Origin of the sequence: Amycolatopsis sp. NPDC101161, assembly GCF_044768185.1 — a bacterium.
Taxonomy (GTDB): Bacteria; Actinomycetota; Actinomycetes; order Mycobacteriales; family Pseudonocardiaceae; genus Amycolatopsis.
In genome coordinates this window covers 1,217,276-1,244,069 of sequence record NZ_JBIWPI010000001.1, presented here as the reverse complement: position 1 = coordinate 1,244,069, position 26,794 = coordinate 1,217,276, and the positions used below count along the sequence as shown (strand labels likewise).

General features: G+C 73.2%; 28 protein-coding genes. 17 read left to right on the top strand and 11 right to left on the bottom strand.

Annotation, left to right across the window (positions count from 1 at the left end):
- The first annotated feature begins 29 nt into the window (after positions 1 to 29).
- Positions 30 to 893, top strand: a complete 864-nt coding sequence (locus tag ACIRSS_RS06145) for a hypothetical protein (RefSeq protein ID WP_400891162.1) — start codon at positions 30 to 32, stop codon at positions 891 to 893.
- Positions 894 to 1,006: 113 nt separating this feature from the next.
- On the top strand, positions 1,007 to 2,557 hold the full coding sequence (locus ACIRSS_RS06140) for a family 43 glycosylhydrolase (RefSeq protein WP_400891160.1): 1,551 nt from the start codon (positions 1,007 to 1,009) through the stop codon (positions 2,555 to 2,557).
- Between the two features lie 43 nt (positions 2,558 to 2,600).
- Here ACIRSS_RS06140 and ACIRSS_RS06135 read toward each other — a convergent pair whose 3' ends face one another.
- The 5 genes from ACIRSS_RS06135 to fae are packed head-to-tail and all read right to left on the bottom strand — an operon-like array spanning position 2,601 to position 7,812.
- Positions 2,601 to 3,737 (bottom strand): iron-containing alcohol dehydrogenase family protein, encoded by a 1,137-nt coding sequence (locus tag ACIRSS_RS06135; RefSeq protein ID WP_400891158.1) that lies wholly within the window; start codon positions 3,735 to 3,737, stop codon positions 2,601 to 2,603.
- Between the two features lie 11 nt (positions 3,738 to 3,748).
- Positions 3,749 to 4,666, bottom strand: coding sequence for an NAD(P)-dependent oxidoreductase (locus tag ACIRSS_RS06130; RefSeq protein ID WP_400891156.1), 918 nt, complete (start codon positions 4,664 to 4,666; stop codon positions 3,749 to 3,751).
- Position 4,667: 1 nt separating this feature from the next.
- Complete coding sequence (locus ACIRSS_RS06125) at positions 4,668 to 6,158, bottom strand: aldehyde dehydrogenase family protein (protein WP_400891154.1); 1,491 nt, start codon at positions 6,156 to 6,158, stop codon at positions 4,668 to 4,670.
- Complete coding sequence (locus ACIRSS_RS06120) at positions 6,146 to 7,255, bottom strand: mandelate racemase/muconate lactonizing enzyme family protein (RefSeq protein ID WP_400891153.1); 1,110 nt, start codon at positions 7,253 to 7,255, stop codon at positions 6,146 to 6,148. Before ACIRSS_RS06120 ends, ACIRSS_RS06125 begins: the two co-directional genes overlap by 13 nt.
- Entirely contained in the window at positions 7,252 to 7,812 is a 561-nt protein-coding gene (fae, locus tag ACIRSS_RS06115; protein WP_400891151.1) for a formaldehyde-activating enzyme, read from the bottom strand. The genes ACIRSS_RS06120 and fae overlap by 4 nt, the downstream gene beginning before the upstream one ends.
- Positions 7,813 to 7,941: 129 nt before the next feature.
- On the opposite strand from fae, the gene ACIRSS_RS06110 reads away from it, so the two are divergent.
- Positions 7,942 to 8,757 (top strand): IclR family transcriptional regulator, encoded by an 816-nt coding sequence (locus ACIRSS_RS06110; RefSeq protein ID WP_400891149.1) that lies wholly within the window; start codon positions 7,942 to 7,944, stop codon positions 8,755 to 8,757.
- A gap of 103 nt (positions 8,758 to 8,860) precedes the next feature.
- Here the strand turns inward: ACIRSS_RS06110 and ACIRSS_RS06105 are convergent, their stop codons facing one another.
- The 4 genes from ACIRSS_RS06105 to ACIRSS_RS06090 all read right to left on the bottom strand — a co-directional run bounded on the left by ACIRSS_RS06105 (position 8,861) and on the right by ACIRSS_RS06090 (position 12,385).
- Positions 8,861 to 9,421: a hypothetical protein gene (locus tag ACIRSS_RS06105; RefSeq protein ID WP_400891146.1), complete on the bottom strand. Its 561-nt coding sequence runs from the start codon at positions 9,419 to 9,421 to the stop codon at positions 8,861 to 8,863.
- Between the two features lie 97 nt (positions 9,422 to 9,518).
- Positions 9,519 to 10,226, bottom strand: coding sequence for an anti-sigma factor domain-containing protein (locus tag ACIRSS_RS06100; protein WP_400891144.1), 708 nt, complete (start codon positions 10,224 to 10,226; stop codon positions 9,519 to 9,521).
- Positions 10,183 to 10,797: an RNA polymerase sigma factor gene (locus ACIRSS_RS06095; protein WP_400891142.1), complete on the bottom strand. Its 615-nt coding sequence runs from the start codon at positions 10,795 to 10,797 to the stop codon at positions 10,183 to 10,185. The genes ACIRSS_RS06100 and ACIRSS_RS06095 overlap by 44 nt, the downstream gene beginning before the upstream one ends.
- A 262-nt stretch (positions 10,798 to 11,059) precedes the next feature.
- On the bottom strand, positions 11,060 to 12,385 hold the full coding sequence (locus tag ACIRSS_RS06090) for a glycosyltransferase (protein WP_400891140.1): 1,326 nt from the start codon (positions 12,383 to 12,385) through the stop codon (positions 11,060 to 11,062).
- 55 nt (positions 12,386 to 12,440) lie between these two features.
- Between ACIRSS_RS06090 and ACIRSS_RS06085 the strand changes: the two genes are divergently transcribed.
- Together ACIRSS_RS06085 and ACIRSS_RS06080 are read left to right on the top strand one after the other, a co-directional pair.
- Entirely contained in the window at positions 12,441 to 14,507 is a 2,067-nt protein-coding gene (locus ACIRSS_RS06085; RefSeq protein ID WP_400891138.1) for a glycosyltransferase family 4 protein, read from the top strand.
- 433 nt (positions 14,508 to 14,940) lie between these two features.
- Positions 14,941 to 16,302: a DUF2867 domain-containing protein gene (locus tag ACIRSS_RS06080; RefSeq protein WP_400891136.1), complete on the top strand. Its 1,362-nt coding sequence runs from the start codon at positions 14,941 to 14,943 to the stop codon at positions 16,300 to 16,302.
- Positions 16,303 to 16,388: 86 nt separating this feature from the next.
- Here ACIRSS_RS06080 and ACIRSS_RS06075 read toward each other — a convergent pair whose 3' ends face one another.
- Positions 16,389 to 16,598 (bottom strand): CsbD family protein, encoded by a 210-nt coding sequence (locus ACIRSS_RS06075; RefSeq protein WP_400891133.1) that lies wholly within the window; start codon positions 16,596 to 16,598, stop codon positions 16,389 to 16,391.
- Between the two features lie 182 nt (positions 16,599 to 16,780).
- On the opposite strand from ACIRSS_RS06075, the gene ACIRSS_RS06070 reads away from it, so the two are divergent.
- The 12 genes from ACIRSS_RS06070 to ACIRSS_RS06015 all read left to right on the top strand — a co-directional run bounded on the left by ACIRSS_RS06070 (position 16,781) and on the right by ACIRSS_RS06015 (position 26,246).
- Positions 16,781 to 17,239: an Asp23/Gls24 family envelope stress response protein gene (locus ACIRSS_RS06070; protein ID WP_400891129.1), complete on the top strand. Its 459-nt coding sequence runs from the start codon at positions 16,781 to 16,783 to the stop codon at positions 17,237 to 17,239.
- The gene (locus ACIRSS_RS06065) at positions 17,236 to 17,511 is read left to right on the top strand and encodes a hypothetical protein (RefSeq protein WP_400891127.1); all 276 of its coding nucleotides are present in this window, start codon (positions 17,236 to 17,238) and stop codon (positions 17,509 to 17,511) included. Before ACIRSS_RS06070 ends, ACIRSS_RS06065 begins: the two co-directional genes overlap by 4 nt.
- An 11-nt stretch (positions 17,512 to 17,522) precedes the next feature.
- Positions 17,523 to 17,699: a hypothetical protein gene (locus ACIRSS_RS06060; protein WP_400891125.1), complete on the top strand. Its 177-nt coding sequence runs from the start codon at positions 17,523 to 17,525 to the stop codon at positions 17,697 to 17,699.
- Between the two features lie 3 nt (positions 17,700 to 17,702).
- A complete protein-coding gene (locus ACIRSS_RS06055; protein ID WP_400891123.1) occupies positions 17,703 to 18,077 on the top strand; it encodes an Asp23/Gls24 family envelope stress response protein in 375 nt (124 codons plus the stop codon).
- Positions 18,074 to 18,601, top strand: coding sequence for a DUF6286 domain-containing protein (locus ACIRSS_RS06050; RefSeq protein WP_400891121.1), 528 nt, complete (start codon positions 18,074 to 18,076; stop codon positions 18,599 to 18,601). Before ACIRSS_RS06055 ends, ACIRSS_RS06050 begins: the two co-directional genes overlap by 4 nt.
- Complete coding sequence (locus ACIRSS_RS06045) at positions 18,598 to 19,161, top strand: alkaline shock response membrane anchor protein AmaP (RefSeq protein ID WP_400891118.1); 564 nt, start codon at positions 18,598 to 18,600, stop codon at positions 19,159 to 19,161. The genes ACIRSS_RS06050 and ACIRSS_RS06045 overlap by 4 nt, the downstream gene beginning before the upstream one ends.
- A gap of 49 nt (positions 19,162 to 19,210) precedes the next feature.
- Positions 19,211 to 20,155, top strand: coding sequence for a LysR family transcriptional regulator (locus ACIRSS_RS06040; protein WP_400891116.1), 945 nt, complete (start codon positions 19,211 to 19,213; stop codon positions 20,153 to 20,155).
- 71 nt (positions 20,156 to 20,226) lie between these two features.
- On the top strand, positions 20,227 to 21,516 hold the full coding sequence (locus ACIRSS_RS06035; protein WP_400891114.1) for an FAD-dependent oxidoreductase: 1,290 nt from the start codon (positions 20,227 to 20,229) through the stop codon (positions 21,514 to 21,516).
- 14 nt (positions 21,517 to 21,530) lie between these two features.
- Positions 21,531 to 23,177: a dihydroxy-acid dehydratase gene (locus ACIRSS_RS06030; RefSeq protein ID WP_400891113.1), complete on the top strand. Its 1,647-nt coding sequence runs from the start codon at positions 21,531 to 21,533 to the stop codon at positions 23,175 to 23,177.
- Positions 23,178 to 23,203: 26 nt separating this feature from the next.
- Positions 23,204 to 24,544, top strand: a complete 1,341-nt coding sequence (locus ACIRSS_RS06025; RefSeq protein ID WP_400891111.1) for an MFS transporter — start codon at positions 23,204 to 23,206, stop codon at positions 24,542 to 24,544.
- Positions 24,541 to 25,818, top strand: a complete 1,278-nt coding sequence (locus tag ACIRSS_RS06020; protein ID WP_400891108.1) for an aconitase X — start codon at positions 24,541 to 24,543, stop codon at positions 25,816 to 25,818. Before ACIRSS_RS06025 ends, ACIRSS_RS06020 begins: the two co-directional genes overlap by 4 nt.
- Positions 25,815 to 26,246, top strand: coding sequence for an aconitase X swivel domain-containing protein (locus tag ACIRSS_RS06015; RefSeq protein ID WP_400891106.1), 432 nt, complete (start codon positions 25,815 to 25,817; stop codon positions 26,244 to 26,246). Before ACIRSS_RS06020 ends, ACIRSS_RS06015 begins: the two co-directional genes overlap by 4 nt.
- Before the next feature lie 31 nt (positions 26,247 to 26,277).
- Here the strand turns inward: ACIRSS_RS06015 and ACIRSS_RS06010 are convergent, their stop codons facing one another.
- Entirely contained in the window at positions 26,278 to 26,733 is a 456-nt protein-coding gene (locus ACIRSS_RS06010) for a YrhB domain-containing protein (protein ID WP_400891103.1), read from the bottom strand.
- Positions 26,734 to 26,794 lie beyond the last annotated feature (61 nt).

Genomic DNA, 26,794 nt, shown 5'->3' with positions numbered 1-26,794 from the left:
CTCGGTGGTGAGGATCGGGAGGTTCCGCAATGGCGCGTGCCGGCCGGCGAAGAGCGCAGCGGCTGACAGTCGAGGACCTTCTGCGCAAGGCCCGGGAGCACGCCCGCCCGATCACGCCAGGCGAGTATCCGGGGCCAGGCGCGGAGCTCGGGAAAGCGGTCTCCGACCCGGACGAGCACCGCGCGCGCCTCGAACGCCAGGCCCGGGAAGCCGCTCGCGCGCAGCTGCGCGCGGGGGCGCGGATCCGCTGGGCGGCGATCGTCGTCGCGGGGCTGGCGGTAGTGGCCGGCATCGCCCTGCTCGCGACGGTCTCCCGCCCGGCCCCGCGCAACACGGCGCTGTCATCGGTACCGCTCCAGCCCGCGGCCACGCTCGCTTCGAGCGCGAGCGCGAGCGCGCCCCCGAGTCCGTCCACCGCGCCCTCTACAGCGACCAGTACGTCGACCACGCCGACGCCCTCGACGACCCGAGCGAGCGCCGCGCCGCCGCCGGTCATCACGGCCGCCCGGCACTGCCCGACGGCCGATACGGTGACGCTCAACGACGACTCGGACGGCATCGCCTACCGGGGCTCGTGGAACGTGAGCAGGGACCGCGAGTTCGGCGACTTCCACTCCGACGTGCACTACACGAAGACGAACGGCAGCTGGGTCGACTACTCCTTCACCGGAACCGGCATCGCCCTCTTCAGCGAAACCTTCTCCGACGAGGGCCGGATGGACGTCTACCTGGACGACGTCTTCCAGCGCACCGTCGACACCACGAGCGAGGTCCGCCAAGCCCAGCAAGCCGTGTTCAGCGCCTGCGCCCTGCCGCCTGGACGCCACACGGTCCGGGCCATCAAGCGCAGCGGCACCTACATGCTGGTCGACCGCCTCGACGTCACGCCGTGAACCCCCGGCCGGCCCGGCCGGCGGACAAGTTGGTGGTCATTCCTTGACGCCCGTGACCTGGGTCACGTACGTTGCCTGGAATTGAATCGTTTCAAGCCGGCCCGGAAGGAATCATGAGATCGATCCGCGCCCTCATCTTCGCGCTGGCGACGGCGCTGGCGCTGGCCTCGCCGGCGACCGCCGCCGCTGAATGCGCTTACACCACGACCGTGACCAACTTCGACGCCCAGGGCAACCAAGTCGTCCGATTCGACACCCGGGGCAACTCCGTGGACGCCCACGACGGGGAGATCGCTTTCTTCGGCGGCACCTACTACCTCTACGGCACCAGTTACGACTGCGGGTTCGCCTGGCAGGCCACGAATTCACCGTTCTGCGGCTTCAAGGTCTACAGCTCCCCCGACCTCGTGCACTGGACCGATCGCGGCCGGCTGTTCGACGCGAGCGGCGTCTGGCAGAGCCGCTGCAACGGCGCCACCTACGGTTGCTTCCGTCCCCACGTCGGCTATGACGCGCACGCTCGCCGGTACGTGCTGTGGGTCAACGTCTACGACAACCAGGTCGGCTTCCGCGTGCTCACCAGCTCATCGCCGACCGGGCCGTTCACCGAGGCACCGGTACCGACGCTGGCCGTCAACAACAACGCGCCGGCGCGCGAGACCAACAACGGCGACCACGACGTCTTCGTGGACGCCGACGGTACCGGCTACCTCGCCTACACGGATTGGCGCAGCGATGGCGACATCGTCGTGGAACGCCTGTCGCGGAACTACTTGACCGGCACCGGGCAGTACACGCGCGTCGGTCAGAGCCGGACGGAGGCGCCCGCGCTGTTCAAGCGCGGCACCACGTACTACCTGACGTACTCCGATCCCAACTGCGGCTACTGCTCGGGCACCGGGACGTCGTACCGCACGGCCCCGAGCCCGCTGGGCCCGTGGTCCGCGCCGGCGAAGATCAGCGAGAACTCGTGCGGCGGCCAGCCTTCGTTCGTCTCGGCGATCCCCACGCCGTCGGGCACCGCCTACCTCTACGCCAGCGACCTCTGGAACAACGGCCAGCGCAACGAAGCCCTGGCGAACTACTTCTGGACGCCGCTGGAGTTCACCCCGGCCGGTGCGATCGCGCCGATCAGCTGCCGGAACGACTTCTCCCTCACCCTCGCCCAGGGGGCACCGGGCAACCAGCTGCCGCTGCCGGAAGCCGACCAGTCCGACGGGGTCAGCGGTTTCCGCACGTACTGCGACATCGGCTCCGGCGTAGCACGGTTCCAGACGTTCGTCGCCGGCCGGACCGGCACCCTGTCCGGGGTCTCCTACACCGGTTTCCAGGCGGGCAACCCGAACGCCGGGCTGGAGATCAGCGTCTACCGCGCGGACGACACCTCCCGGCCGACCGGCACCGCGCTCAGCACCACCGTCGTGCCCACCACGAGAATCGGCTGGTCACCACGCGAAATCACGGTGCAGCCGGACATCCGCGTGACGGCCGGGCAGCGGTACGGATTGCTGCTGCGTTCGGCCACCACGAGTGGGTGCTACGGCTTGGAGTACAACGATTCCGCGCCCTACCCGGCGAGCGGCGAGGCTTACAGCAACGACGGCGGCGCGACCTTCCGCACGGAAACCGGGCGGTCGTTGAAGTTCTGGACCGCCGTGCGTTGACCATCACGAACGACGGCGCTTTGCTCGTCCCGCCCGCTCCCGGTCAGTAAACCGAACGCAGCAGTTCGGCGACCTCGGCTTCCGACGGCAGGCGCGGTGCGTTCTTGGTGACGGCGTCGGCGACCGCGTCCGCCGCGATCGCCGGGATGTCCTCCCGGGTGACGTTCAGCTCGCGCAACGGGCGCTTGATCCCGATCCCGCCCGAGATCTCCCGGACGGCCTCGATCGCCGCGCCCGGCCAATCCGGTGCCGGGGTCGCGTGCAGCGCGCGAGCCGTCGTCTCGTACGCCGTCGCCGCGGCCGTCGCGCTGAACGCCATCACCTCCTCCAGCACCGCGGCCAGCGCGACGCCGTGCGGGGTCCCGGTGTGCGCGGTCAGCGCGTGCCCGATGCCGTGGACCAGGCCGAGGCCGGACAGGGTGAGGGCGTGCCCGGCGAGGTGCGCGCCGAGCATCAGCCCGGATCGCGCCTCGAGGTCGCCGCCGTCCCGGTAGGCCACCGGCAGCCAGCGTCCGACCAGGGTGACCGCCTGGGTCGCGTACGCCGCCGAGAACGGCGTGGACCCGCGGGACGCCAGCGACTCGATGCCGTGGACCAGCGCGTCCAGTCCCGTCGCCGCCGTCACCCGGGCCGGCAGCCCGAGGGTGAGTTCCGGATCCAGCACCGCGATCCGGGGCCGCACCGACGAGTGTCCGATGTAGACCTTCCGGCGGGCGCAGACGTCTTCGGTGACACCGAACCCGTTGGTTTCCGCGCCGGTACCCGCGGTGGTGGGGACCGCGATCACCGGCAAGCCGTCGCCCGCATCCCACAACCGGTCCGCGTCCGCCGCGGCCGCGCCGGGGTTGCCCGCCAGCAGGGAGATGCCCTTCGCGGCGTCCAACGCGGAGCCGCCGCCGAGCGCGAGCACGACTGAATCACCGAAGCCGCGCAAAGCGGCGGCGCCGCGGTCCAGTTCGGCCGTCGACGGGTTCGGGCCGACGTCCTCGTGCACGGCGTGCTCGACCCCGGCCGCGGCCAGGATCTTCTCGACCCGCTCGACGATCCCCGTGGCTCGCAGGCCCCGGTCGGTGACCACGAAGACGCGGCTGTGGCCCAGGCTCTCGACGAACCCGGGCAGCTCGGCAACGACGCCGAGACCGTATTCGGTGCGGCCGGCCGGCTCGACGGACAGGCGCATGCTGGTCCCCTTCAGACGGCCGGGACGGTGGGCAGCGGCAGCCGGAAGTCCTGCCCAGCCGAGGTTTCGTACAGCCGCACCGGGCTCATCTCCCCCGCGAGATCGCCGTAGACCGCTTTGGCCCGGCGGAAGATCTGCTCCACGAGCGCGGCGAGCTCGGTCGGCACCCCGACGTCGCGGCCGAGGTCGACGGCCAGGCCGAGGTCCTTGCAGGCCAGCACCATCGCGAACGAGTCGTCGTAGTCGCCGTCCGCCAGCACGGACAGCACGTCGTTTTCGAGGAAGTGCGACGCGGCCGGGCTGGCGAGCAGCGCCGAGCGCAGCACCCCGAGGTCGACGCCCGCCTTGACCCCCACGGCCAGCACCTCCGACGTCGCCACCAGGTGGCAGAACCACAGCAGGTTGATCATCAGCTTGACGGTGTAGCCGTGCCCGGCCGCGCCGACGTGCAGGATCTTCTCCGGATCGCCGAGGACTTCCAGCAGCGGCAGCGCTTCGCGGAAGTCGTCCGCGTCGCCGCCCACGAAGATCTGCAGCGTGCCGGCTTCGGCCCCGCGGGCCATGCCGCTGACCGGCGCGTCGAGCCGCCGGACACCGCGCGCGTCGAGGACCTCTTCGGCGACGCGACGCGCCGCCGCGGGCGTGGAAGTCGACATGTCAATCCAGAGCGCCCCGGCCGAGAGCGCTTCGGCCGCTCCCCCGCGCAGGAGAACGTCCTCGACGACGCGGGGGGTCGGGAGCATCGTGATGAGCACGTCCACGCCGTCCGCGCAGGTGGCGGGGCTGTCCACCCACCGGGCGCCCAGGTCGAGGTGTTCCAGTGCCGCTTCGGAGCGGACGTCGTGGACGGTGACGTCGTGGCCGGCGAGGATCAGGTGCCGGGCCATGTGCCGGCCCATGTTGCCGAGGCCGATGAAACCGATCTTCATGCTAAGTCTCCGGGAGGTTGAGCCAGGTGGTCTTGAGGGCGGTGTAGGCGTCGAGGGCGTGCAGCGACTTGTCCCGGCCCGCACCGGTGGCCTTGAAGCCGCCGAAGGGGGTGACCACGTCGCTGGCGTCGAAGGTGTTGATCCAGACCGTGCCGGCGCGCAGCCGCTTCGCGACGCGGTGGGCCGTCGTGACGTCCCGCGTCCAGACCGACGCGACCAGGCCGAAGTCCGTGTCGTTGGCCAGCCGGACGCCTTCTTCGGGCGAACCGTCGTAGGTCAGCACCGACAGCACCGGGCCGAAGACCTCTTCGCGCGCGATGGTCGTGCCGGGCCGGACATCGTCCACAATGGTCGGTTGCAGGGTCAGTCCGTCGTGGCCGCCGCCGAGCACGATCGTCCCGCCTTCGGCCCGGGCGGTGTCGAGGTAGCCGAGGACGCGGTCGAGCTGGACGTCGTCGACGAGCGGGCCGAGCACGGTCGCCGGGTCGAGCGGGTCGCCGGGCCGGAAGGTCTCCTCGGTGATCTTCACGAGCTCGGCGAGCAGGTCGTCCTTCAGCGCCGCGGGGACGATCACCCTCGAACCGGCGTTGCACGTCTGGCCGGCGTTGTAGAAGATCCCCCACGCCACGGCGGAGGCGGCCGCGGAGAGGTCGGCGTCGGGCAGGATCAGCTGCGGCGACTTCCCGCCCGCCTCCACCGCGACCTGCTTGCCGTTGGACTCCCCGGCGTAGACCTGGAACAGCCGAGCGACCTCGGCCGAGCCGGTGAAGGCGATCTTGTCGACGTCCGGGTGCCGGCCCAGGGCTTGGCCGACGACTTCGCCGAGCCCGGGAACGACGTTGAGCACGCCGTCCGGCAGGCCGGCCTCGCTCGCGAGCCGCGCCAGCAGCAGGGCGGCCAGCGACGTCTGCTCGGCGGGCTTGAGCACCACCGAGTTGCCGGTGGCCAGGGCCGGGCCGAGTTTCCAGGACGCGATCAGCAGGGCGTAGTTCCACGGCACGACCGCGCCGACCACACCGAGTGGTTCGCGCGTGATCCACGCGAGGGCGTCGCCGCCGGTCGGGGCGACCTCGTCGTAGGTCTTGTCGATGGCCTCGGCGTACCAGGCGATCGTCTCGGCCGTCTTGGCGACGTCCACGCGCTGGGACTCGCTGATCGGCTTGCCCATTTCGAGGGTGTCGAGCAGAGCCAGGTCCGCGGTGTGCGCGGTGATCGCGTCCGCCCAGCGCAGCAGGATCCGCTTGCGCTCACGGGGTGGCAGGTCGCGCCAGCGTCCGTCCTCGAAGGACTCGCGAGCCGCCCGCACCGCGCGGTCGACGTCTGCCTCGCTGCCCACGGGAACGCGGGCGATCTCGCGGCCGTCGCGGGGTGACACGCTCGGGAACCTTTCGTCCGAAGTGGACTCCACGTGCTCGCCGCCGATGAACGGCCGGGTCTCGGGGGGCAGCGCTTCCGCCGCCGCCACCCAGTCCTGGTGGGTCAGATCCGCCACCGGTCCACCGCCTCCTCGTCCAGTTCGACGCCGAGACCCGGCCGCCGCGGGACCTCGAGCTCGCCCGCCGGGGTGATCATCACGGGCTCGGCCAGCATGAAGTCGCGGCGCTCGGGGGTCCAGCCGGGCGGGTCCCAGGGGAACTCGAAGTACGGGCCGCCGCCGACGCCGGCCGAGACGTGCAGGTTGGCCAGCACGCCGATGCCGTTGGTCCAGCTGTGCGGGGTGAACGCGCGGTGCTTGAGCTGGGCGAGCTCGGCGAGCGTCCGGGCTCGGTGCATGCCGGCCGCGAGCACGACGTCCATCTGGTAGACGTCGAGGACGTCGTTTTCGAGGTAGCTCAGCAGCTCCGGCACCGAGTGGTGCATCTCCCCCGCCGCGATCCGCACGTCCGGGTTGTCCGCTCGCAGGGTCCGGAAGCCGTCAAGATCGTTGTACGGCAACGGTTCTTCGACCCAGAAGACGTCCAGCTCGGCCAGCCGGCGGACCAGCTTGCGGGTCTTCACCAGGTCGGACGCGGGCGCGGTGTCGCCGGCCATCCGCCAGGACTGGTTGAGGTCGACCATGATCTCGAAGTCCGGGCCGAGGGCGTCGCGGACGGCGGCCACCGCGGCGACGCCCTCGTCCACGCGATCCCGGTCGATGCGGATCTTCATCGCCCGGAACCCGGCCTCGCGGGCGCGCAGGGCCGTCTCCACTCGTTCGGCCGGCGGCTTGAGCTCGGCCGAGGAGGCGTACGCGGGCAGCGAGCGGGTGGCGTTCCCGAACAGCGTCGCCACGGGCAGGCCGGCGACCTGGCCGATGATGTCCCAGAGCGCGGCTTCGAGGGGCCAGTAGCTCCCGCCGTGGAAGTTGGCGGTTTCGATGGCCTTGACGTGCCGCACGATGTCCAGGGGGTCCTCGCCGAGGAACAGGTGCTCGACGGCCTCGAACCCGGCCATCGTGTCGCCGGAGCCGATGCCGGTGATCCCGTCGTCGGTGTGGACCCGCACGATCGTGGCGTCGAAGTGCCGCCGCGGTTCGGGGTCCCACGCGGCGGCGAGCGGCGGGTCCAGTTCCCGCCGGAGCCGGTCGAGGGTGATGGCGGTGATCTTCATCCGAGGGCCTCCAGCTCGGGCGCGGTCCGGGCCAGCACGCCCGGGTCCGGCGCGTAGAACGGGTTGACCGGCCCGGTGCGCGCGGCGTCGGACACGACGTCGATCGTCGGCGTGCCCAGTACCGCGGCGCGGATCGCGCGGCCGGCGGCGAGGCGCTGGTTGGCGAAGGCCGCGTCGAGGTCGTCCACGGCGGGGTCGACCCAGATCGCGGCGATGATCAGCAGGTCGCCGGTTTCTCTCGCGGGCAGGTCCCCGGCCTCGACGGCGTCGGCCACCCCGAGCGCCAGCCCGGCCTGCGCGGCGCCCCAGGTGGCCCGCTGGTGCAGGTCGGTCCCGGCCGCGGCCTTGGGCACGAAGAGGGTCGGCGGCTGGACCGGCACGGACGGGCGCAGCACGGTCACGAAGGGCACGTGGCCCGCGCTCGGCGTGGCCAGCGAGGTCGCCCACGCGGTTTCCACCGGGCCACCCCGGCGGCCGAGCACGATGTTCGTGTGGGCGGCGTTGGCGCCCTCGCCGACGAAGGCCTCGCCGATCAGCGCGGTGGACGCGAAAGTCATGGGGGCTCCAGGTCGACGGTTCGTGCGGTCGAACCGACGGTAGGAGCGCGCCGAAACGCCGGGCAAGGCGCGGCCGGACATTGCAACGCGGGTTGCGCTCGCGCCAACTCGTCGTCTTCACTTCGGGACATGGCTCTTCCGGACGACGGTGCCCGGCCCCAGGGGCACGGCCTCCGCCGCGACCTGGTCCTGCTGGAGGCGCTCGCCTCACCCGAGGCGCAGCGCGCCGGCGAACTGGGCGTCGTCCGGCTCGCCCAGCTCACCGGGCGGGAGAAGAGCCAGGTCTCCCGCGCGCTCAAGGCCTTGGCGGACGAGGGCATCGTCGAACGCGACCCCGACACCCTCGGCTACCGGCTGGGCTGGCGGCTGTTCTCCCTGGCCGCCCGGACGGTGGAAAACCGGCTGGTGCGGGTCGCCGAGCCGGTGATGCGGGAGCTGTCGGCCGAGCTCGAGGAGACCAACCACCTCTGCGTGCTGCGCGACCAGGAGGTGCTCACCCTGCTGTCGGTGTCCGGCCACTCGTTCCGGGTGAACGGCTGGGAAGGCCGCGGGGTCCCCGCCTACTGCACCTCGGCCGGGAGGGTGCTGCTGCTCGACGCCACGCCGGACGACCTGTACGTCCGGTTCCCGGCGCTGACCCCGGATCGGCCACTGTCCGAAGTGCACTCGTTGCCCGAGCTGTGGGCGAAGATCCAGGAAGGCCGGCGTGACGGTTACGCGCGAGTACGCGAAGAGTTCGAGGAGGGCCTGGTCGGCGTCTCCGCGCCGATCCGGGACTTCCGCGGCCGGGTGGTGGCCGCCTTGAACGTGTCCGCCCCGGCGGAACGGCTCGGCGAGCGCCTCGACGCGGCGGGCCGGATCACGGCGAAAGCGGCGGCCGCGGTGTCGGCGCACCTCGGCTGGGACGCCCGGCCCGAACCACCGCCGTCCGCACGCCTGACGTGAGCCGCCCGGACGCGACCGGCCTGTCCACAATGGACTCGGTCCCGGGCGCCGGCCGAGGCGATCACGAGCACGACCGCGCTCAGCCGGACGCCTGCTGGCCGGGTTACTTGCGGATCATCGGGTTGCCGTAGCCGATGACCAGCCCGGGGGTGAAGGCGGTGACGCCGAACGTCTTGTTCAGCAGCGCGGCCGCCGGGGCGGTGAGGGCCAGCGTGACGCCGGCGGGGGTCGCCGCGCCGAGGGTGAACAAGTCGGCGCGAGCCCCGAAGTCGATCCGCCCGCTCAGGACGCCGCGGCCCAGATCGATGGTGTAGCTGGTCAGGTACAGGCATTTCCCGCCGGCGCGCAGGAGCAGACCGCCGATGTGCTCGATGGTCCCGTCGTGGGGGTTGCCGACGATCGTGAAGCCGAACACGGTCTTGCCCCCGGCCTGGCGCACCTTGGCCAGCACCGGCGACACCTTCACGCCCAGCGAGGTCAGCGCGCTCGCCGCGGCCGGGTCGAGCGTCAGGTCGGTGCGGCCCTTGCCGAAGTGGTACCCGTGGTGGTGCCACACGGTGTACGACGACGCGTGGACCGGCTGGGCCGCTTGGGCGGGCGCCGCGGTGACGCCGGCCAGGGCCGCGGCCGCGGCGATGGACACCCCGAGCATGCGAAGGCGCATGATCACTCCGTTCTCGTTGCTTCCTGGACACGAGGGGTACGGCGGGAAGCAGCCGATCGGATGCAGCCGGCGCCACGGAATCCGGCGGCCGGGGCGGTCAGGGGCGGAAGGTGCCCTGCAGCATGCTGACGCCGTGCTCCTGCTGGCCGAGCTCCTGCGCGGAGATGTCGACGACCGGGAACCGGCTCCAGGTGAGGTTCGCGGGCACGGCGACGTCGGCTTCGCCGCCGGCGGTCACGCCGAGCGGGATCATCGTCGTGCGGCCGTCGAAGAGCCAGATTTCGTACAACCCCGCCGGTGCCGGCATCCCGCTCAGCTGGACTTTCAGCCGAAGCGCGCCCGTGCCCGGGTCGACGATCCGGACCCGCCCGGTCGCGCCGGCCGGCGCGGACGCCTGGCGGTTCAGCTGTGCTTCCGCGACGACCCGCTCGCCGTCGCCGGTGTTCAGGACGAGCACCGTGCCCGCGACCCCGATCGCGGCCGCCGCGGCCGCCACGACCGCGTAACGGACGCCGCGCCGCGACCGGCGCCGGGCGGCCGGCGGCTGCACCCGGGCGCTGTCTTCGTCGGACGGTGCCCGGCCGGTCTGGCCGGTCTCGGCCGCGATGCGGTCCCAGACGGCCTCGGACACCGGCGGCAGAGCGGTTTCCGTGCTGCTCTCACGCCCCAGCGCCGCGACCGCGCGCAGCGAGTCGACCTCGTCGCGGCAGTCGGCGCAGCTGTCGAGGTGGGCGGCTTCCGCCGGGCCGGGGGGCTGCTCGTCAAGGGCGAGCAGCACGAGCCGATCGGGGTCCGGGTGCGGCATCGGTCACCTCCTCCGGCGTGCGGTCCAGCTGGGAGCGCAAGCTCTGCATTCCGCGGCGGAGATGGCTCTTGACGGTGCCCAGCGGCAGTCCGGTGCGCTCGGCGATCTGGGTGTGGGTGAGATCAGCGTAGAAGGCCAGCCGCAGGACTTCCCGCTGCGGGTCGGGCAGCCGGGTCAGCTCGTCGGCGATGACCAGCCGGTCCAGCACGCGTTCCGGCGATTCGGCGACCGCTTCCCCGACCGGGGCGACGGCGGCGGCAGCGGCGCTGTCGCGTTGCTGACGGCCGCGCGCCCGCAGCAGGTCGACGATCCGCCGCCGGGCGATGCCCAGCAGCCAGGCCGGCAGGCCCGCCTTCGCCGGGTCGTAGGTGTGCCGGCCGCTCCACGCGGAGACGAAGGTGGCTTGCACGACGTCGTCGACGTCGGCGGGGTCGCGCAGGCTGACCCGGGCCAGCCGCTGCACGGCGGGGCCGTGGCGGTCGAACACCGCGCGCAGCGTCTCCGGCTCGCCCGCGGCGAAGCGCCACGCGAGGTCGTCGGCTGTGCCGTTCGTCGCGGCATCGTCGGACACGAGCGCCACCTTAGCCGCCGGTTGTGGGGCGACACCGTCGACTATCGATGCAACTTCGATTCAAAAGCCCGCGCCTCGACACTGTTTCGCGCGATGCGGGACCTCCTCGAATCCGAGGCTTCACCTGCAGATTTACCCTAGCTGGCGCCTCTGATCATCCCGTCGCAAGCGTGAGACCGACCTCCTCGACGCCCACTTGCGCGGCATCAGAGCCGCCGCGCACGTAAGTTCGCATCGTCTCTGCATCGATGACGAGAGGGTGTCACATGGCAGCCAGCAACCCGCGAGCGGCGTGTCGTGGTCCTCGCCCGGCCATGAGCCGGCGCTGGGCTTCGCGCGCGTCATGAGCGCTCACCTCCGCCGCCGCGCGGGCCACTGCGGCGGGAGTGACGCGGTGGGGGTCGAGCACCCGGCCGGCCGGAATCCGTTCGAGGTCGTGCGCCACGGCGAACTGGTCGCTGGAGAACGGCAGCGCGACCGCGGGCACCCCGGCGGCCAGGCACTCGGTGAACGAGTTGTTGCCGCCGTGGTGCACCACCACGGCCGTCCGGGACAGCAGCGCTCGCTGGGGCACCTGTTCGGCGACGTCGACCCGCGGCTCCCCGGCGAACGCCGCGCGCAGACCTCCCGCCCGCTCGCCCGCGGCCACCAGCACCGAGACACCGGGCACGTCGAGCAGTCCGCGGACCACCGTGGTCAAGACGTCCTCCCTGGCCGACAGGAAGGTCCCGAACGACACGAGGACGAGCCGGCGCCGGGCGCCGCCGGTCAGCGCGTCGGCCCGCGCGGCCCAGGCGCCGGGCAGCGCCGCCGTCCCGACGTCGCTGCAGTGCCCGGCGAAGATCCGGGCCGGGCCCGCGGGCAGGTCCGGCAGCCAGGGCAGCTCCGGGTAGTTGAACAGCACCGCCTCCGGGGACGTCAGCCCGAACGCCCGCGCGGGCGCTTGCCGGTCCGGGGCGTGCCCGGCGAGGAACCCGGCGAACAGCTCGGTGAACACCCGGTCGTTCGCCTCGGCTTCGCCGCGCAGGACGGCCAGCTCCTCGTCCGCCGGCCGGATCGCGGCCGGCCAGTACGGCGGCAGCCCGAAGAAGCGGTCCGCGCCCTCGAAGACGTAGCTGGGGTGACCGGGGCAGAAGGCGGCCCAGCGGCGGCCGAGCGCGTAGACCGCCAGCGTCACGGCGTAGGCGAGCTGGTCGATCAGGTACCAGTCCGGCCGCAGCCGCTCGTCGAGCGACCGCACCGAGGCGAACACGGCTTCGGGATCGGGCAGCATGTCGGCCCGCCGGTGCCGGGCCTGGGCCAGCAGGGCGGGCACCGCCCCGGCGCGGGTGGCGTCGAGGAATTCGGCCAGGCGCCGCACGCCGTCGGCCTCCTGGCGGGTGCGTTCGGCGATGCCGGTGTTCGCGTTGTCGCCGAACGCCAGCGGCGCGAACGGCAGCCCGTGCTCGGCGGCCAGACCCGCGAACTCCGGCGCACAGGCGAAAGTCACGACCGCGCCTTCGGCCGCGAGCGCCGCCCCCACCGTCGCGAGTGGACGCGCGTGTGAAGCGAACGGCGGGCTCACCACCACGATCCGCGATGCCCTCATCCCGACTCCTCCCTCGTCCCCGCCGACCCTACGGCCCGACCACCGGAGCAGCGCAGTGATCACCCAGGACACCCGGACCACCGCGATCGCCGACCCGCTGACGGTCCTCCGCACGCTCACCCCCGGCGCCGACCCGGTCCGGGTCGACGCCGTCCGCCGCGCCCTGCACCCGGACTTCGCCGGGCCCGCGCTGGTCGAATACGCCGGAGACCCGCCGGCGGACGCCGATCCCGACGGTGCGGTGGCCGCGCTGCGCGGCCTCACCCGCCGAGCCTTCCCGCCCACTCCCGGCGAGGTCCTCGCCGCAGTCCCGGAAACCGGCGACGCCGCGCTCGACGACCTGGCCGGCTCGGTCGCCCTGGACCTCTTCGCCGACGCCGTCGCCGCGCACGGCCCCGCGGCCGCGGCCGCGTCGATCGGGTCCGCGTTCGCCGGCGCGTCACCCCGGCGCGGCGCGCTCCTGCTGGATCTCGCCGAACGACACGGCTTCCCGTGCCTGCCGGTGAGCACGGTGACCGACGCCGGCCACGGCGATCGCGCGTACCGGCACGCGATGTGGCGCTACCTGTCCCAGCTCGGCGAAGCACCGGCCGCGACCGAAGTCCTCGCCGCCGCCCACGTCCGGGCCGCGGATCCCTACGAACGCGCCCTGTCCGCGGTGTGCCTGGCCCGGCAGTCCGGCCAGGGCTTGGACAGTCCCTTGTGGACGGTACCGGCGACCGGCCCGAGTGGACTGACCCTGGCGCAGTCGATGCTGCTGGGCTCCTTCGACCAGCCCGGCGCCGGAGCCAGCGGCGGGCTCACGGTCCTGTTGCGCCACCTGGGCACCGCCTTGCCCCGCCACGCGGGCATCGCGCGGGTCGTCACGCTGACCTTGGCCGGCCAGGACCTGTTGCGGAGCCGGAGCACCCTCGCGGAGGCCGGTGCCGACCGGCACGTCGTGCTGCGGGTGCCCGTCGACTCGCCCGGCGCACCGGCGCAAGCCGAACTCTCCCGGCACCGGGCAGCCATCGCGTTCCTGGCGCGGTACCTGCTGTGGCTCGCGGGCTGCACCCCGGACGTCGTCCACGTGCGCTACTCCGACGACGGCTCCGCCGCGGTCGCGGACGCGGCCCGGGCGATCGGCGCGCGCACGGTGTTCACCCTCACCGCCGACCCGCACCGCTCGCTGGCCGAGCGGCACCGGGCCGGTGCCGCCGCGGATCGCCCGGCGGCCCGGTTCGACCTGCACCGGGTGTACACCGCCGACCGGCTGGTGGCGGCCGCCGACACGCTGCTCGGGCTGCCCGGCCGGCCGGACGGCGAGCTGGCCGCCTACTTCCCGCGGCTGCGCGGCGGCCCGGAACCGGAGTCCCCGGCCGAAGGGATCCCGTTGCTCTCGCCCGTCGCCGCGGCCGACGCGCGGCAGGAGCAGCTGATCGGGTCCCTGTTCGGCTCGGGTTCCGGGTTGCCCCGGCTGGCTCCCGAAACCCGCGGCCTGCCGGTCATGCTGTCCGTGGGCCGGCTGCACCCGGTCAAGCAACAGGACCTGCTCGTCGAAGCCTGGCTGGCCCGCGGCCTGTACCACCACACCGCGCTCGTGCTCGTCGGCGGCGACCCCGCCCACCCGACCGACGACGAATCGCGGATCCTGACCCGGGTTCTGGACCTGGCGAGCCGGTACCCGGACGCGGCGGGGCGCTTGGCGGTGCTGGCCGCGGTGAGCAACGAGGACGTCCGCTCGCTGGAGCACGGCCTGGTCCGCCGGCTGCCCGCGCCGACGCCGCACCTCTACGTGTGCCCCAGCCGCAAGGAGGAGTTCGGCATCGCCGTGCTCGAAGCGATGGACGCCGGGCTGCTCGTCCTCGGCCCCCGCCGAGGCGGGCTCGGCCACTACATCGACCACGGCCGCAACGGCCTGCTCGCCGACACCTCGGCCCCGCCCGCGTTCGGCGACGCGCTCACGGCGTTCGTGCGCGCCGCCGCCGACGACCCGGTCCGCGCCCGGGCGGTGGCCGCCGCCGGCCGGGAAACGGTCGCCCGGCGCTTCGGCATCCACGAGGTCGCCGGCCGCTTCGCCGCCGTCTACCAACGCACCGCCGGCACGCCGGCGAGCCCGCTCCCGCGCGGGGGAACACGGTGACGACCCGCCCACCGCGCTGCACGGTGCTGGGCGCGACCGGCTTCGCCGCCGTCTACCAACACACCGCCGGCGCACCGGCGAACCCACTCCCGAGCGAGGGACCACGATGACGACCCGCCCACCGCGCTGCACGGTACTGGGCGCGACCGGCTTCGCCGCCGTCTACCAACACACCGCCGGCGCACCGGCGAACCCACTCCCGAGCGAGGGACCACGATGACGACCCACCTGCCGCGCCGCACGGTACTGGGCGCGACCGGCTTCGCCGCCATCTACCAACACACCGCCGCCGCGCCGGCGAACCCACTCCCGAGCGAGGGACCACAATGACGACCCACCTGCCGCGCCGCACGGTACTGGGCGCGACCGGTTTCGCCGGCCGGGCGCTCGTCGCCGCCGCGCCGGCGAACCCGCTCCCGCGCGAGGGAACACGATGACGACCCGCGTCCCGCGCTGCGCGGTGCTGGGCGCGACCGGTTTCGCCGGCCGGGCGCTTGTCGCGGACCTCGTCGCCGCCGGGCACCCCGTCCGCGTCCTTTCCCGCTCGGCGGCGCACCACTTCCTCGAAGGCGTCGACGTGACAGTCGGGAACGCCGAGGACCCGCGTGCGCTCGCGGCCGCGGTCGCCGGCGCGGATGTGGTGTTCCACCTCGTGCACTCGCTGGCGCGAGCCGACTTCGCCGAGCAGGACCGCGTCATCGCCGAACGCCTCGCCGCCGCGGCCGCGGCGGCGGGGGTCCGGCAGATCGTCTACCTCGGCGGCCCGCGGCCGGTGACGCCGACGTCGCCGCACCTGGCCTCGCGGTCCGAAGTGGCCGACATCCTGCTCGGCGGCGAAGTCCCGGCGATCGCGCTCCAGGCGTCGATGATCCTCGGCCGGGGATCGGCCGGAGTCGAACTGCTGTCCCGGACGGCCCGGCTGCCGATCCGGCCGCGGCCGCGGTGGACCGCCCGGCGGAGCCGTCCGGTCGCCCTCGCCGACGTCCGGCACTACCTGCGAGCGGCCGCCGATCTCGCGCCGCTGCGGGGCCGGTTCGACGTCAGCGGGCCGGAGACGATCAGCTACCACGACCTGGTGCGCCGGTGCGCCCGCGTCCTGCGCCGGCCCGCCGCCCTCGCGCTGCCTTCGCCGGTGTGGTCGCACGAGGTCGCCGCCCGGATCGCCGGGGCGACGTCGCCCGTTCCCACCGCCGTCGCGGCCGGCCTGTTCGCCTCGCTCGAGCACGACCTGCTGCCGGTGGACGTCCCGGTGGAAACCGTCCTGCCACCCCCGGCCGCCGGGGCGACCAGCCTCGACAACGCCTTGCGGACGGCCCTCGGTGTCCCCATCCCGGCGGCTCCGGGAGGACGTTCGTACCGGCAGGAGAACGCCGAAAGCTCGGCGGCCGCCCCCGAGCGGCTGTGGCGGGCGATCACCAGGCTCGGCGGCGGCCGGTTCCCACCCGCACCCGCCTGGGCTTTGCGCGGCCTGCTCGACCAGGCGCTCGGCGGCGCGGGGCTGTACCGCGGGCGCCCGGACCGACCGGCAACCGGGGACGTCATCGACTTCTGGACGGTCCGGCACCGGGACGACGCCCGGCGTGAGCTCGTGCTGACCGCCGACATGCGCCTGCCGGGCGACGCCGAGCTGACCTTGCGCGCGGAACCGGCCGGCACCGGCAGCCTGCTGCGGCAGCGCGTGCGCTTCACCCCGGCCGGCCGCTTGGGCGACGCCTACTGGCACCTCCAGAAGCCGGCGCACGACCTGGTGTTCGGGTGGCTCGCCCGCTCGATCGCCCGCGCGGCCGAAGAGTGACCCAGCGGCCGGCGACCGTCCTGAAGGGACAGTCGGCACGCGGGCGGTGACCGGCACGCGCCGGCCACCGGTCCCGCGGGTGCGGCCTAGTCCTTCTTCAGCGCACCCTTGACCTTGCCGACGGCGTCGCCGACGGCGTCCTTGATGTTCTCGACCGCGTCCTTGACACCGGCTTTCGCCTGATCTGCTTGGCCTTCGGCGCGCAGCTCGTCGTTCCCGGTGGCCTTGCCCGCCGTTTCCTTGGCCTTGCCCCCGAGGTCTTCGGCCTTGTTCCCGATCTTGTCGCCCAGCGACATGAGCCGCTCCTTCCGCGTCGGGCACCGTCCCCTGTGGACGGACCTGATCATCAAGACACCCGGGCGCGCGGTTCGTCACTTCCCCGGCAGCGTGACCCTGTTCACACGAACGGGGTCGTGACGATTCCGGCGCGCCCCGGGTCTTCCCGGCACAGCGGTTCACCTGACCAAGGAGGAACACCATGACCGAGACGACCACGAAGACCCCCGCTCCCCCGGCGGCGAAGGAGACGACCGGCGCGCTGGTGACCAGCCAGGGCACGACGACGATCGCGGACACGGTGGTGCAGAAGATCGCCGGCCTGGCCACCCGCGAAGTGCCCGGCGTCCACTCCCTCGGCGGCGGCGCCGCCCGCGCCTTCTCCGCGATCCGCGAACGCATCCCCGGCGCGACCGCCTCGGCGGGCCAGGGCGTCTCGGTCGAGGTGGGCGAGAAGCAGGCCGCGGTCGACCTCCAGGTCGTCGTCGAATACGGCGTGTCCATCGCCGATCTCGCACGATCGGTGCGGCGCAACGTGATCACCGCGGTCGAGCGGACGACCGGCCTGGAGGTCGTCGAGGTCAACATCGCCGTCGGTGACCTCTACCTGCCCGGCGACGACGGCGACGACAAGACCGCCGACACCGGCCGGGTGCAGTGACCCCGGACGCGGTCGTGATCGCCGCCGCGGTGGCGGGCCTGCCGGAAGTGGCGGGCCCGCACGGCGGCCGGGTCGGGGAGATCGCGACGTTGCTGCCCGGGCGGCGCGTGGCCGGGGTCCGCGTCGCCGACGGCGAAGTGACCATCGGCGTCGTGCTCCGCCACCCGGCCACCGCCACCGACGCGGCGGCCGCGGTCCGCGCCGCGGTCGGCCCGCTCGACCGGCCCGTGCACGTGTTCATCGGCGATCTCGCCGCGTCCACCACCCCTTGACGGAGGTTTCCATGAATGCCACCCGGACCGGTCTGCTGACCGGACTCGTCCTCGGCCTCGCCCTCGCGTTCGGCGGCTTCGGCGCGTTCCTGGCCGTCCTCGTGCTCGGCGCGATCGGGTTCCTGATCGGCCGCCACCTCGACGGCGAGATCGACCTCGCCCGCCTGTTCGGCCGGGACCGGGGCTGAGCCATGACCACCACAGCACCCGCCGAAGAGCGGGGCCGGCTGGTCATCGCCGGCCACGCGGTCGAACGGATCGCCGCGCACGCCGCGCGGGAAGTCACCGAGGTCGGCGGCGCCGCCGGGCGCGTCCTGGGGGTCGCCCTCGGCGGCGAAGACGCCGCTCGCCCGGTGCAGGTGACCGCCGAGGTCGACGGCGACCGGGTGCGGCTGGCCGCCCGGCTCTCGATCACCTACCCGGCCTCGGTGCGCCGCACCACCGAACTGGCCCGGGCCCGCCTGCGCGAGCGGGTGGGTGAGCTGACCGGGCTCGACGTCGAGCGGGTGGACATCACCGTCGCCGCGCTGCACGCGCCGGCCCGGTCGTCGAGGAGGGTCTCGTGAAACGCCGTCCCCGCCGGAGCGTCCCGGCCACGCTGACCGCGCTGGTGCTGGCCGCGGCCGGCGCGCTCGCCGCGATCGTGGCCATCCAAATGATCCTCGGCGAGCGCCCGTGGCTGGACTACGGCGCCATCGCCCGGCGGCTGCACGACTTCCGCTGGGCCGACCTGCCCGTCGTCATCGCCGGCGCGGTCGTCGCCGTCCTCGGCCTGGTTCTGCTGACGGCGGCGGTGCTGCCCGGCAGGCCCACGGTGATCCCGCTCCGCGGTGAGCCGGACACCGGCGTCTCCCGCCGCGGCTTCGGCACCGCTCTGCGGGCGGCCGCGGCGCGAGTCGACGGGGTGGAGAAAGCGCGGCTGAAGCTGCGGCGGCGCAGCGTGCGGGTACGGGTGCGGACCCGGCGCACCGCCCCCGACGGGATCGCCGACTCGGTCCGCGCCGCGGTCGCCGCGCGGCTGGACCGGATCGACCCCGCCCGCCGTCCCGAGGTCAAAGTCCGCCTTCGCGCATCGAGGAGCACGTCGTGAACCGTCCCGCCGGACTCAACCGCACTCTGCTCGCGATCTTCGGGCTGCTGCTGCTCGCCGCCGGCGCGATCCCGGCGGCGATCCGCTTCCGCCGGCTGCCGGCCCTGGGCGCCGACCGGCCGGTCGTCCCGGGCACCGCGCTGCCGCCCACGTGGGCGCTGTACGTGACCGCGGCTGCGGGGATCGTCGTCGCGCTGACCGCGTTGCGGTGGCTGGCCGCGCAGCTGGTCCGCAAACCGGGCAGCCGCACCTGGCGCTTCGAAGCCGACCCCGGCGCCGGGAGCACCGAGCTGGCCACCACCGCGGCCGTCGCTCCCTTCACCGAGGAACTGCGCGGCTACGCCGGCGTCCGCACGGCGACCGCGTCCCTCACCGGCCCCCGCGACCACCCGGTCCTGCTGGCAACGGTGTCGCTCGAGCACGACGGCGACCCCACCGGGATCCGCGACCGCATCCGGGGCGAAGGCGTGCCCCGGCTGTGCCAGGCCCTCGACCTGGAGGCGCTGCCGACCCGGGTCGAGCTGCGCTTCACCACGACGACCGGCGCCCGCGTCACCTGACCACCGGCACCAGGCCGAAACAGGTGTCAGCCTGATTTATAGTTCCACCGTGGCGAGGCATTCGGCGGTGCACCTGGCGAACCTGGACCTCAACCTGCTGGTGGTCCTGCGGGAGCTGCTCGGCGAGCGGAACGTCACCCGCGCGGCGGCCCGGCTCGGGGTCTCGCAGCCCGCGGCGAGCGCCGCGCTCGCCCGGTTGCGGCGGCACTTCGGCGACGAGCTGCTCGTGCGGTCCGGGAACGGCTACGTGCTGTCCGCGCTGGCCACGCAGCTGGCCGACCAGGTCGAGGCGGTGTGCGCCGGCGCGGAACGGCTCTTCGGCACCGGTCACGACTTCGACCCCGGCGCCTCCTCCCGCGAGTTCACGCTGGTCATGGCGGACTACACGATCGAGGTCCTGGGTTCACGGCTGTCCGCGCTGCTCGCGGCGCGGGCGCCGGACGTCCGGCTGCACGTCCGGCTGGTCCGGGAGGCGTTCGCCAGCGACATCGCCGACACGATCCGGCTGATCGACGGGATGGTCGCTCCCCCGGTCAGCCGGTTCGAGCTGCCCGACGTGCGGTCGGTCGCGTTGTTCACCGACCGCTGGGTCTGCGTCGTCGACGCGGCGAACGCGTCGGTGCGGGGTGACGAGCTCAGCCTCCAGCAGCTCGCCGCGCTGCCGTGGGTCGCGCCGTTCCAGCCGGACCGCGGGTTCCCGCCCGCCGCGCCGATGGGCCGCCAGCTCGCGCTCTTCGGCATCCAGCCGCGCATCCGGGTCCGCGTCGAGAGCTACCAGGCCGTGCCCCACTTCGTCGCGGGCACCGACCGCGTCGCGCTGCTGCAGGAACGCCTCGCGACGCGCGTCGCCGACCGGCTCGGCCTGCGGATCCTCCCCTGTCCCGGTGATCCGGAACCGATCGTCGAACGGTTCTGGTGGCACGCCGGCCACGACGGCGACCCGGCCCACCACTGGCTCCGGACCGTGCTGACCGACCTCGCGCGGCAGCTATAACCCACGCTGATACTCCCGCAGCGCGATTCTCTATTTCCGGGGGCCCGGCAGCCCGACCTAGCGTGTGAGCCATGCCGCACCCCCTCACCGAGCTGAAGGTCCACACCGTCCGCAAGGCCGCCGGTTCCGCCGCCCACCAGGTCTCCGCCGACGTCTGCGTAGTCGGCGCCGGCATTGCCGGATTGTCCGCGGCCATCGAGTCCGCCCGGCTCGGCCGCGACGTCGTGCTCGTCGACGCGCTGCCGGTGCTCGGCGGCCAGATGGTCAACTCCCTGATCGGATTGTTCTGCGGGGTCTTCGGCAACGCACCGGACTACCACCAGCTGACGCACGGGATCTTCGACGACATCTTCCGCGACCTGGGCGCCACGGGTGACCTGTTCCAGCAGCGGCGGCACACGCTCACCGTCGGCTACGACGAAGTGGTGCTCGGCCGGTGGGTCGAGGACACCGTGCGGGAGCACGGCATCCGGGTGATCACCGGCGCGGCGATCACCGGCGTCGTGCGCGGCGGCGAGCGCATCGAGTCGGTCACCTTCGCCACCCGCTACGGCCCCGTGGACGTCGACGCCACGGGATTCGTCGACGCGAGCGGGGACGCTTCCCTGATCTGGGAAGCGGGCCTGCCGTGCCGCCTGCCGGAGCGCGAGATCTACGGCTCGCAGCAGCTCGTCGTCGAGCACGTCGCCGAGGAGGCCGCGCCCGAGCCGGACGAGCTGGCCGAGCGCGTCGGCGCGAAAGCCGCCCAGTACGGCCTGCGCCGGCACGACGGCCTCGCCTTCCACTTCCCCGGCCGGGGCACCGCGGTGCTCAACATGACGCACATCGAGGCCCCGCTCGAGCCGATCGCCGCGGCCGCGGCCCAGCTCGAAGGGAAGGCCCAGGCCGACCGGGTGGTGGCGTTCCTGCGCGCGGAGTTCCCCGAGGCGTTCGGCCGCGCCCGCGTCCGGGCCTACGGGCTGCCCGGCCGGCGGCAGACCCGCTGGGCGCAGGGGGTACACCAGCTGACCATCGACGAGGTCCGGGCCGGCACCCGCTTCCCCGACGCCGTCGCGCGGACCGCCTGGCCGGTGGAACTGCACGACAGCCCCGAAGGCTACGTGTGGGAGACGTTCGGGCCCGGGCACGTGCACTACGTCCCGCTGCGCTCGATGACACCCCCGGACGTCCACAACGTCCTGGTCGCCGGCCGGTGTATCGACGGCGACGCGGCCGCGCTGTCGAGCGTGCGCGTGATGGGCCCGTGCGGGGCGATGGGCATGGCGACCGCGCACGCGCTGGACCTGGCGGGGAAGGACAGCGTGCACGACGTCGACCACGGCGAGCTCGCCGCCCGCCTCGTCCGCAACCTCGAGTCCTGAACGGAGGCAGAGCGATGGTCCGCAGCGACTTCCCGCCCGGCACGGTCCGCTGGGCCACCCGGCGCGCCCAGTGGCGGGCACTCGGGCTCACCGACGAAGACCTCCGCAAGCCGAAGATCGCCGTCGTCAACTCCTCGTCGGACCTGGCGATCTGCTTCAGCCACCTCGACGCGATCGCGGCCCGGGTCAAGCAGGGGATCGCCGCCGCCGGCGGGCTGGCGTTCGAGGTGCGCACGACCGCGCCGAGCGACTTCATCCACTCGGCCGGGCACGGCGGCGGGTACATCCTCTCGGCGCGCGACCTCATCGTGAACGACATCGAGGTCGGCGTCGAGGGCGCGCAGCTGGACGGCATGGTGTGCCTGGCCAGCTGCGACAAGACCGCGCCGGCCCAGCTGATGGCCGCCGGGCGGCTGAACCTCCCGACGCTGCTCGTCGCCTGCGGCTACCAGCCCAGCGGCTGCTTCCGCGGCGGCCACTGCGACATCGAGGACGTCTTCCTCCACGCCTGCGGCACGTCCACTGTGGACGAACTGGCCGAGATGAGCGACAGCGCCGTCGGCGGCCCCGGCGTGTGCCCGGGCATGGGCACGGCCAACTCGATGCACGTCGTCGCCGAAGCACTCGGCATGGCCTTGCCGGGCACCACCCCCGTCGCGGCGAACTCGCCGGCGATGTGGGCCGCCGCCGACGCCGCCGCGGCGCGGATCGTGGAGATGGTGGCGGAGGACCTGCGCCCGCGCCGGATCATGACGGCCGCCGCGTTCCGCAACGCCGTCCGCGTCGCCCTGGCGGTGGGCGCCTCGATCAACACCGTGAAGCACCTCCAGGCGGTGGCCGAAGAGTCCGATGTGGACATCGACGTCCTCGGCCTCTACGCCGAGCTCGGCCGGGACACGCCGGTCGTGTCGGCGGTCCGGCCGAACGGGCCGCACCTCATCGAGCAGTTCGAGGCCGCGGGCGGCGCGCGGGCGGTGCTGAAACAGCTCGGCGACCTGGTCGACCCGGCGCCGATGACGGTCAGCGGCTCCACCGTGGGCGACAACCTTTCCCCGGCCGTCGTCACGGATCCCGAGGTCATCCGACCGGCCGGGCGGCCGTTCGCGACCGAGCCGTTGATCGTGGTCCTGCGCGGCTCGCTGACGCCCGACGGCGGCATCGTCAAGCTCGCGGTCGGCGACGAGCGCCCGGCCGCGTTCACCGGCCCGGCCCGCTGCTTCGGGAGCCAGGAGGCCGCGGTCGCCGCCCTGGCGGACGGGAGCATCACCGCGGGCGACGTCGTGGTCGTGCGCGGGCTCGGGCCGCGCGGACGGCCCGGCATGGGGATGGCGTCGCAGATCGTCTTCGCCCTCGACCGCGCCGGGCTCACCGGCCGGGTCGCGGTGGTCACCGACGGGCAGCTGTCCGGGCTCGTCAACCGCGGCATCGTCGTCGGCGAGGTCCGCCCCGAAGCCGCCGACGGCGGTCCCCTGTCCCTCGTCCGCGACGGCGACACCGTCCACATCGACCTGCCCGGGCGGGTGTGCGACCTGCACGTCGACCCCGGCGAGCTCGCCGCGCGGGACCCGGAACCCGTTGCGGACCACCACGAAACCGGCTGGCTGTCGGTCTACCGGCGCACCGTGCGCCCCCTCGGCCGAGGAGCCGTGCTCCGTCCCTAGCGCTCCCCCACGATCAGGAGGCCGCAATGGCGCTGCCCGAAGTCCCCCCGTCCACCGTCATCACCGAAGCAGACGAACGGCGCTCCGCCCGCGGCGGCGCGTTCTCGATGTTCGTCGACAGCTTCGACGTGTACCTCCCGGCACTCGTGCTGCCGGCCGCCATGGCGTACTTCATGCCGGCGAACCTCTCGCCGACGATCCGCGCGACGTTCACCACGCTGCTGTTCACGGTCGGGCTGCTCGCGCGGCCGATCGGCAGCGTCATCTTCGGCAACCTGTCCGACCGGATCGGGCGCAAGCCCGTCACCATGATCAGCGGCTGGGGCTTCACGATCGTCACCCTGCTCATCGGGCTGCTGCCGGGCTACGCGGCGTGGAACTACGGCGCGATCGCCGTGTTCGCCGTGCTGCGGCTGATCGGCGGGATCTTCCTCGCCGGGGGCTACGCCGCCCCGATGCCGCTCGCGCTGGAACAGGCGAAGCCCGCGCGGCGCGGCCGGGTCGGCGGCCTCATCGGCGTCGGCGCGCCCGGCTCGTTCCTGGTGATCAACCTGCTCCTGCTCGGCCTGCTCGACGTGCTGCCGCACGGCGGTTTCCTGGCCTGGGGCTGGCGGATCCCGTTCTTCCTCGGGTTCGTGCTCGGCCTGGTCTACCTGTGGCACTACCGCGGCGTGAAGGAGGACGACTCGGTGTTCCGGCGGCGCCGCACGGGCCGGCAGCCGGTGGCGGAGCTGTTCACCACGCACCGCGCGCTGTTCTTCAGCGTCTTCCTGTTCACCTGCGGGTACTGGTTCGCCACCCAGATGTCGGTGTCGTTCCTGCCGACGCTGCTGGTGCAGGTGCTGGACCAGAGCCCGCGGCTGTCCTCGACCGTCGAGATCATCAGCTCGGTCCTCACGATCGTGCTGATCATGGTGCTCGCCGCGGTCGGCCAGCGGATCGGCAGGCGGACGCTGCTGATGCGCTGGGCCCTCGTGCTCACGTTCGTCGTGGGCGGCGCGTTCGCGGTGCTCGCGGTGGCCGGCCGGGCCGGGGCGCCCGCGTGGCTGATCGGGCTGATCGCCGTGGTGGCGAAGGTCCTGCCGTCCGCGCCGCTGGGCGTCATCCTCGTGTACCTCAACGAGCGGTTCCCGGCGTCCGTGCGGGCGAGCGGGTACGGCATCGGCTACATGTTCGGGCTGATCCTGCCCGGGCTCTACACGTTCTGGCTGCTCGCGCTCAGCTCGATCATGCCGTACGAGTTCACGCCGATCGCGCTGATCGTCTTCGGCGGCCTGCTGATGTTCGAGGCCGTGCGCCGGGGCCCGGAGACCAACGACGTCGCCGATCCGGTCCCGGCGGTCTCCGCGCGGGAGGTCGCGCGGTGATCCTCACCGACGACGAGAAGGCGATGCGCGACGGCACCGACGGGCCGGCCGTGGCAGCGGCCATGGACCTGCTCATCCGCTACGGCGAGGCGCTGGGCGCGGAACACCTGTGCGACACCCGCAACGTCGCCGGGACGAGCACCCAGCCGTCCCCGGTGAAGGCGAAGCTGGTGGCCGAAGGCGGCTGGAACAAGGCGTTCGCGGTGCTCAACCTGGACTGCGACGACGTCGTCGAGATCCCGGACATGCGGGTGCCGACCTGCCAGCTGCAACAGGGTTTCGGCCCGGACTCGGTCGGTGTGGTGCCGTACCCGAAGGAGTTCGTCGAGCTGCAGAGCGACGCCGAGGCGTTCTACGGGCGGCGCGGGGTGAACATCCTCGCCACCTGCACGCCGTACCAGGTCGGCAACCTCCCGGTCCGCGGCGAGCACTGCGCGTGGATGGAGTCCTCCGCGGTCGTGTACGCCAACTCCGTGCTCGGCGCCCGGACCAACTGCGAAGGCGGGACGTCGACCGGCGCGGCGTCCCTGACCGGGAAGATCCCGTGCTGGGGCAACCACCTGCCGGAGAACCGGTTCGGCACGCACCTCGTCGAAGTGGACGCGGGCGTTGACGACTTCATGGACTGGGGCATGCTCGGCTACTTCGCGGGCGGGCTGGTCCAGGACGAACGCCCGGTGGTCACCGGCGCGTACCCGCGCCCCGATCTCGTCGACCTCAAGCACTTCGGCGCGGCCGCCGCGTCTTCCGGCGGGGTCGAGCTGTACCACCTGCCGGGGATCACGCCCGAGGCGCCGACGGTCGAAGCGGCCTTCCGCGGCCGCCCGCCCGCATCTGTCCACTATGGACTCCGGGAACGGCGTGCGGTCTACGAGACGCTGAACGACCAGGGCCGCTCGACCGACGTCGACTTCGTGCTGCTGGGCTGCCCGCACGCGTCGATCGACCAGATCCGCGCCGCCGCCCGCGCCCTGGACGGCAAGCGGCTGCACTCGGGCACGCAGCTGTGGATCATGACACCCCGAGCCCTCAAGGCGGTGGCGGACCGTAGCGGCTACACGGCCGTGATCGAGGCGGCGGGCGGGCGGCTGCTCGCGGACTCGTGCCCGGCGATGTCCCGCGTCGCACCGCCGGGCACCCGCGTCTTCGCCACCGACTCGGCGAAACAGGCGCACTACCTGCCCGCGATCCTCGGGATCGAGGCGTGGTTCGGTTCGCTGGAGGACTGCGTGGACGCCGCGGTCACCGGTCGCTGGCGAGGTGACCTGCGATGACGGTCCTGCGCGGCCGGACGATCGTCCCCGGCGTCGTCGAGGGCGAGGCGCTGGTGTCGCACGAGACGATCTCGGGCTGGGGCGGCATCGACCCGGCCACCGGAACGATCATCGAGCGCCGCCACGAACTGCACGGGGTGTGCTTCACCGGGAAGATCCTCGTCTTCCCCGGCGCGAAGGGATCATCGGGCTGGTCGGGGTTCTTCCAGTCGACCCGCCTGCTCGGCACGGCACCGCTGGGCATGATCTTCACGGTGGTGACGACGAAGGCGGCACTGGGCGCGGTGGTGACCCGGGTACCCACGCTCAGCGACCTCGATCACGACCCGGTCGAGGTCATCCGCACCGGCGATCTTCTCCGCCTCGACGCCGACCAGGGGTTCGTCGAGATCGTCCGGAGGAGCGACGCCACGGCGACGGACGAGTGATGCGTGAGTCCGGATGGCGAGGCGCCTGCGGTCACGGCTGCGGGTTCGGCTCCGACAATCGCCACCACACCCGGCGCCGGACCGGCGATCGCGGTAAGCGAGCGCGTACCTCCTCGGGAACCGGCATGCCGGCCGCAGCGGCCTCGACGTACTGCTTGGCTCCTTGCGCGCCGAGATCAGGCGCGGACGCCCGCACCAGCCGGAGCGCGTCGAGGCGCTGATCCGAGTCGACCAGCTCGGCGACCCGAGACCGCAGCGGGTCGACGCGGTCAAGCCCGCGGACCTGCTCGAGGTAGTCCTCGATCCACCCACCTGTCTCGAGATCGACGGTCGCGTGCACCATGTGCAAGCTGCCATCCGCCCCGTCGACCAGGAAGGGCCCCTGGCCCACCACCATGTCGATGAATGCGCCGGTGCGCACGTAGCGCTCGCTTTGGCTGCTGATCACCCAGCCCAGCCGGTGCGGATCGACGTGCGTGATCACCATCTCCGGCCCGCCCCGAGCCAGCCACCCGGCCAGATGCCGCTCGCGATTGCGGTCGACCCAC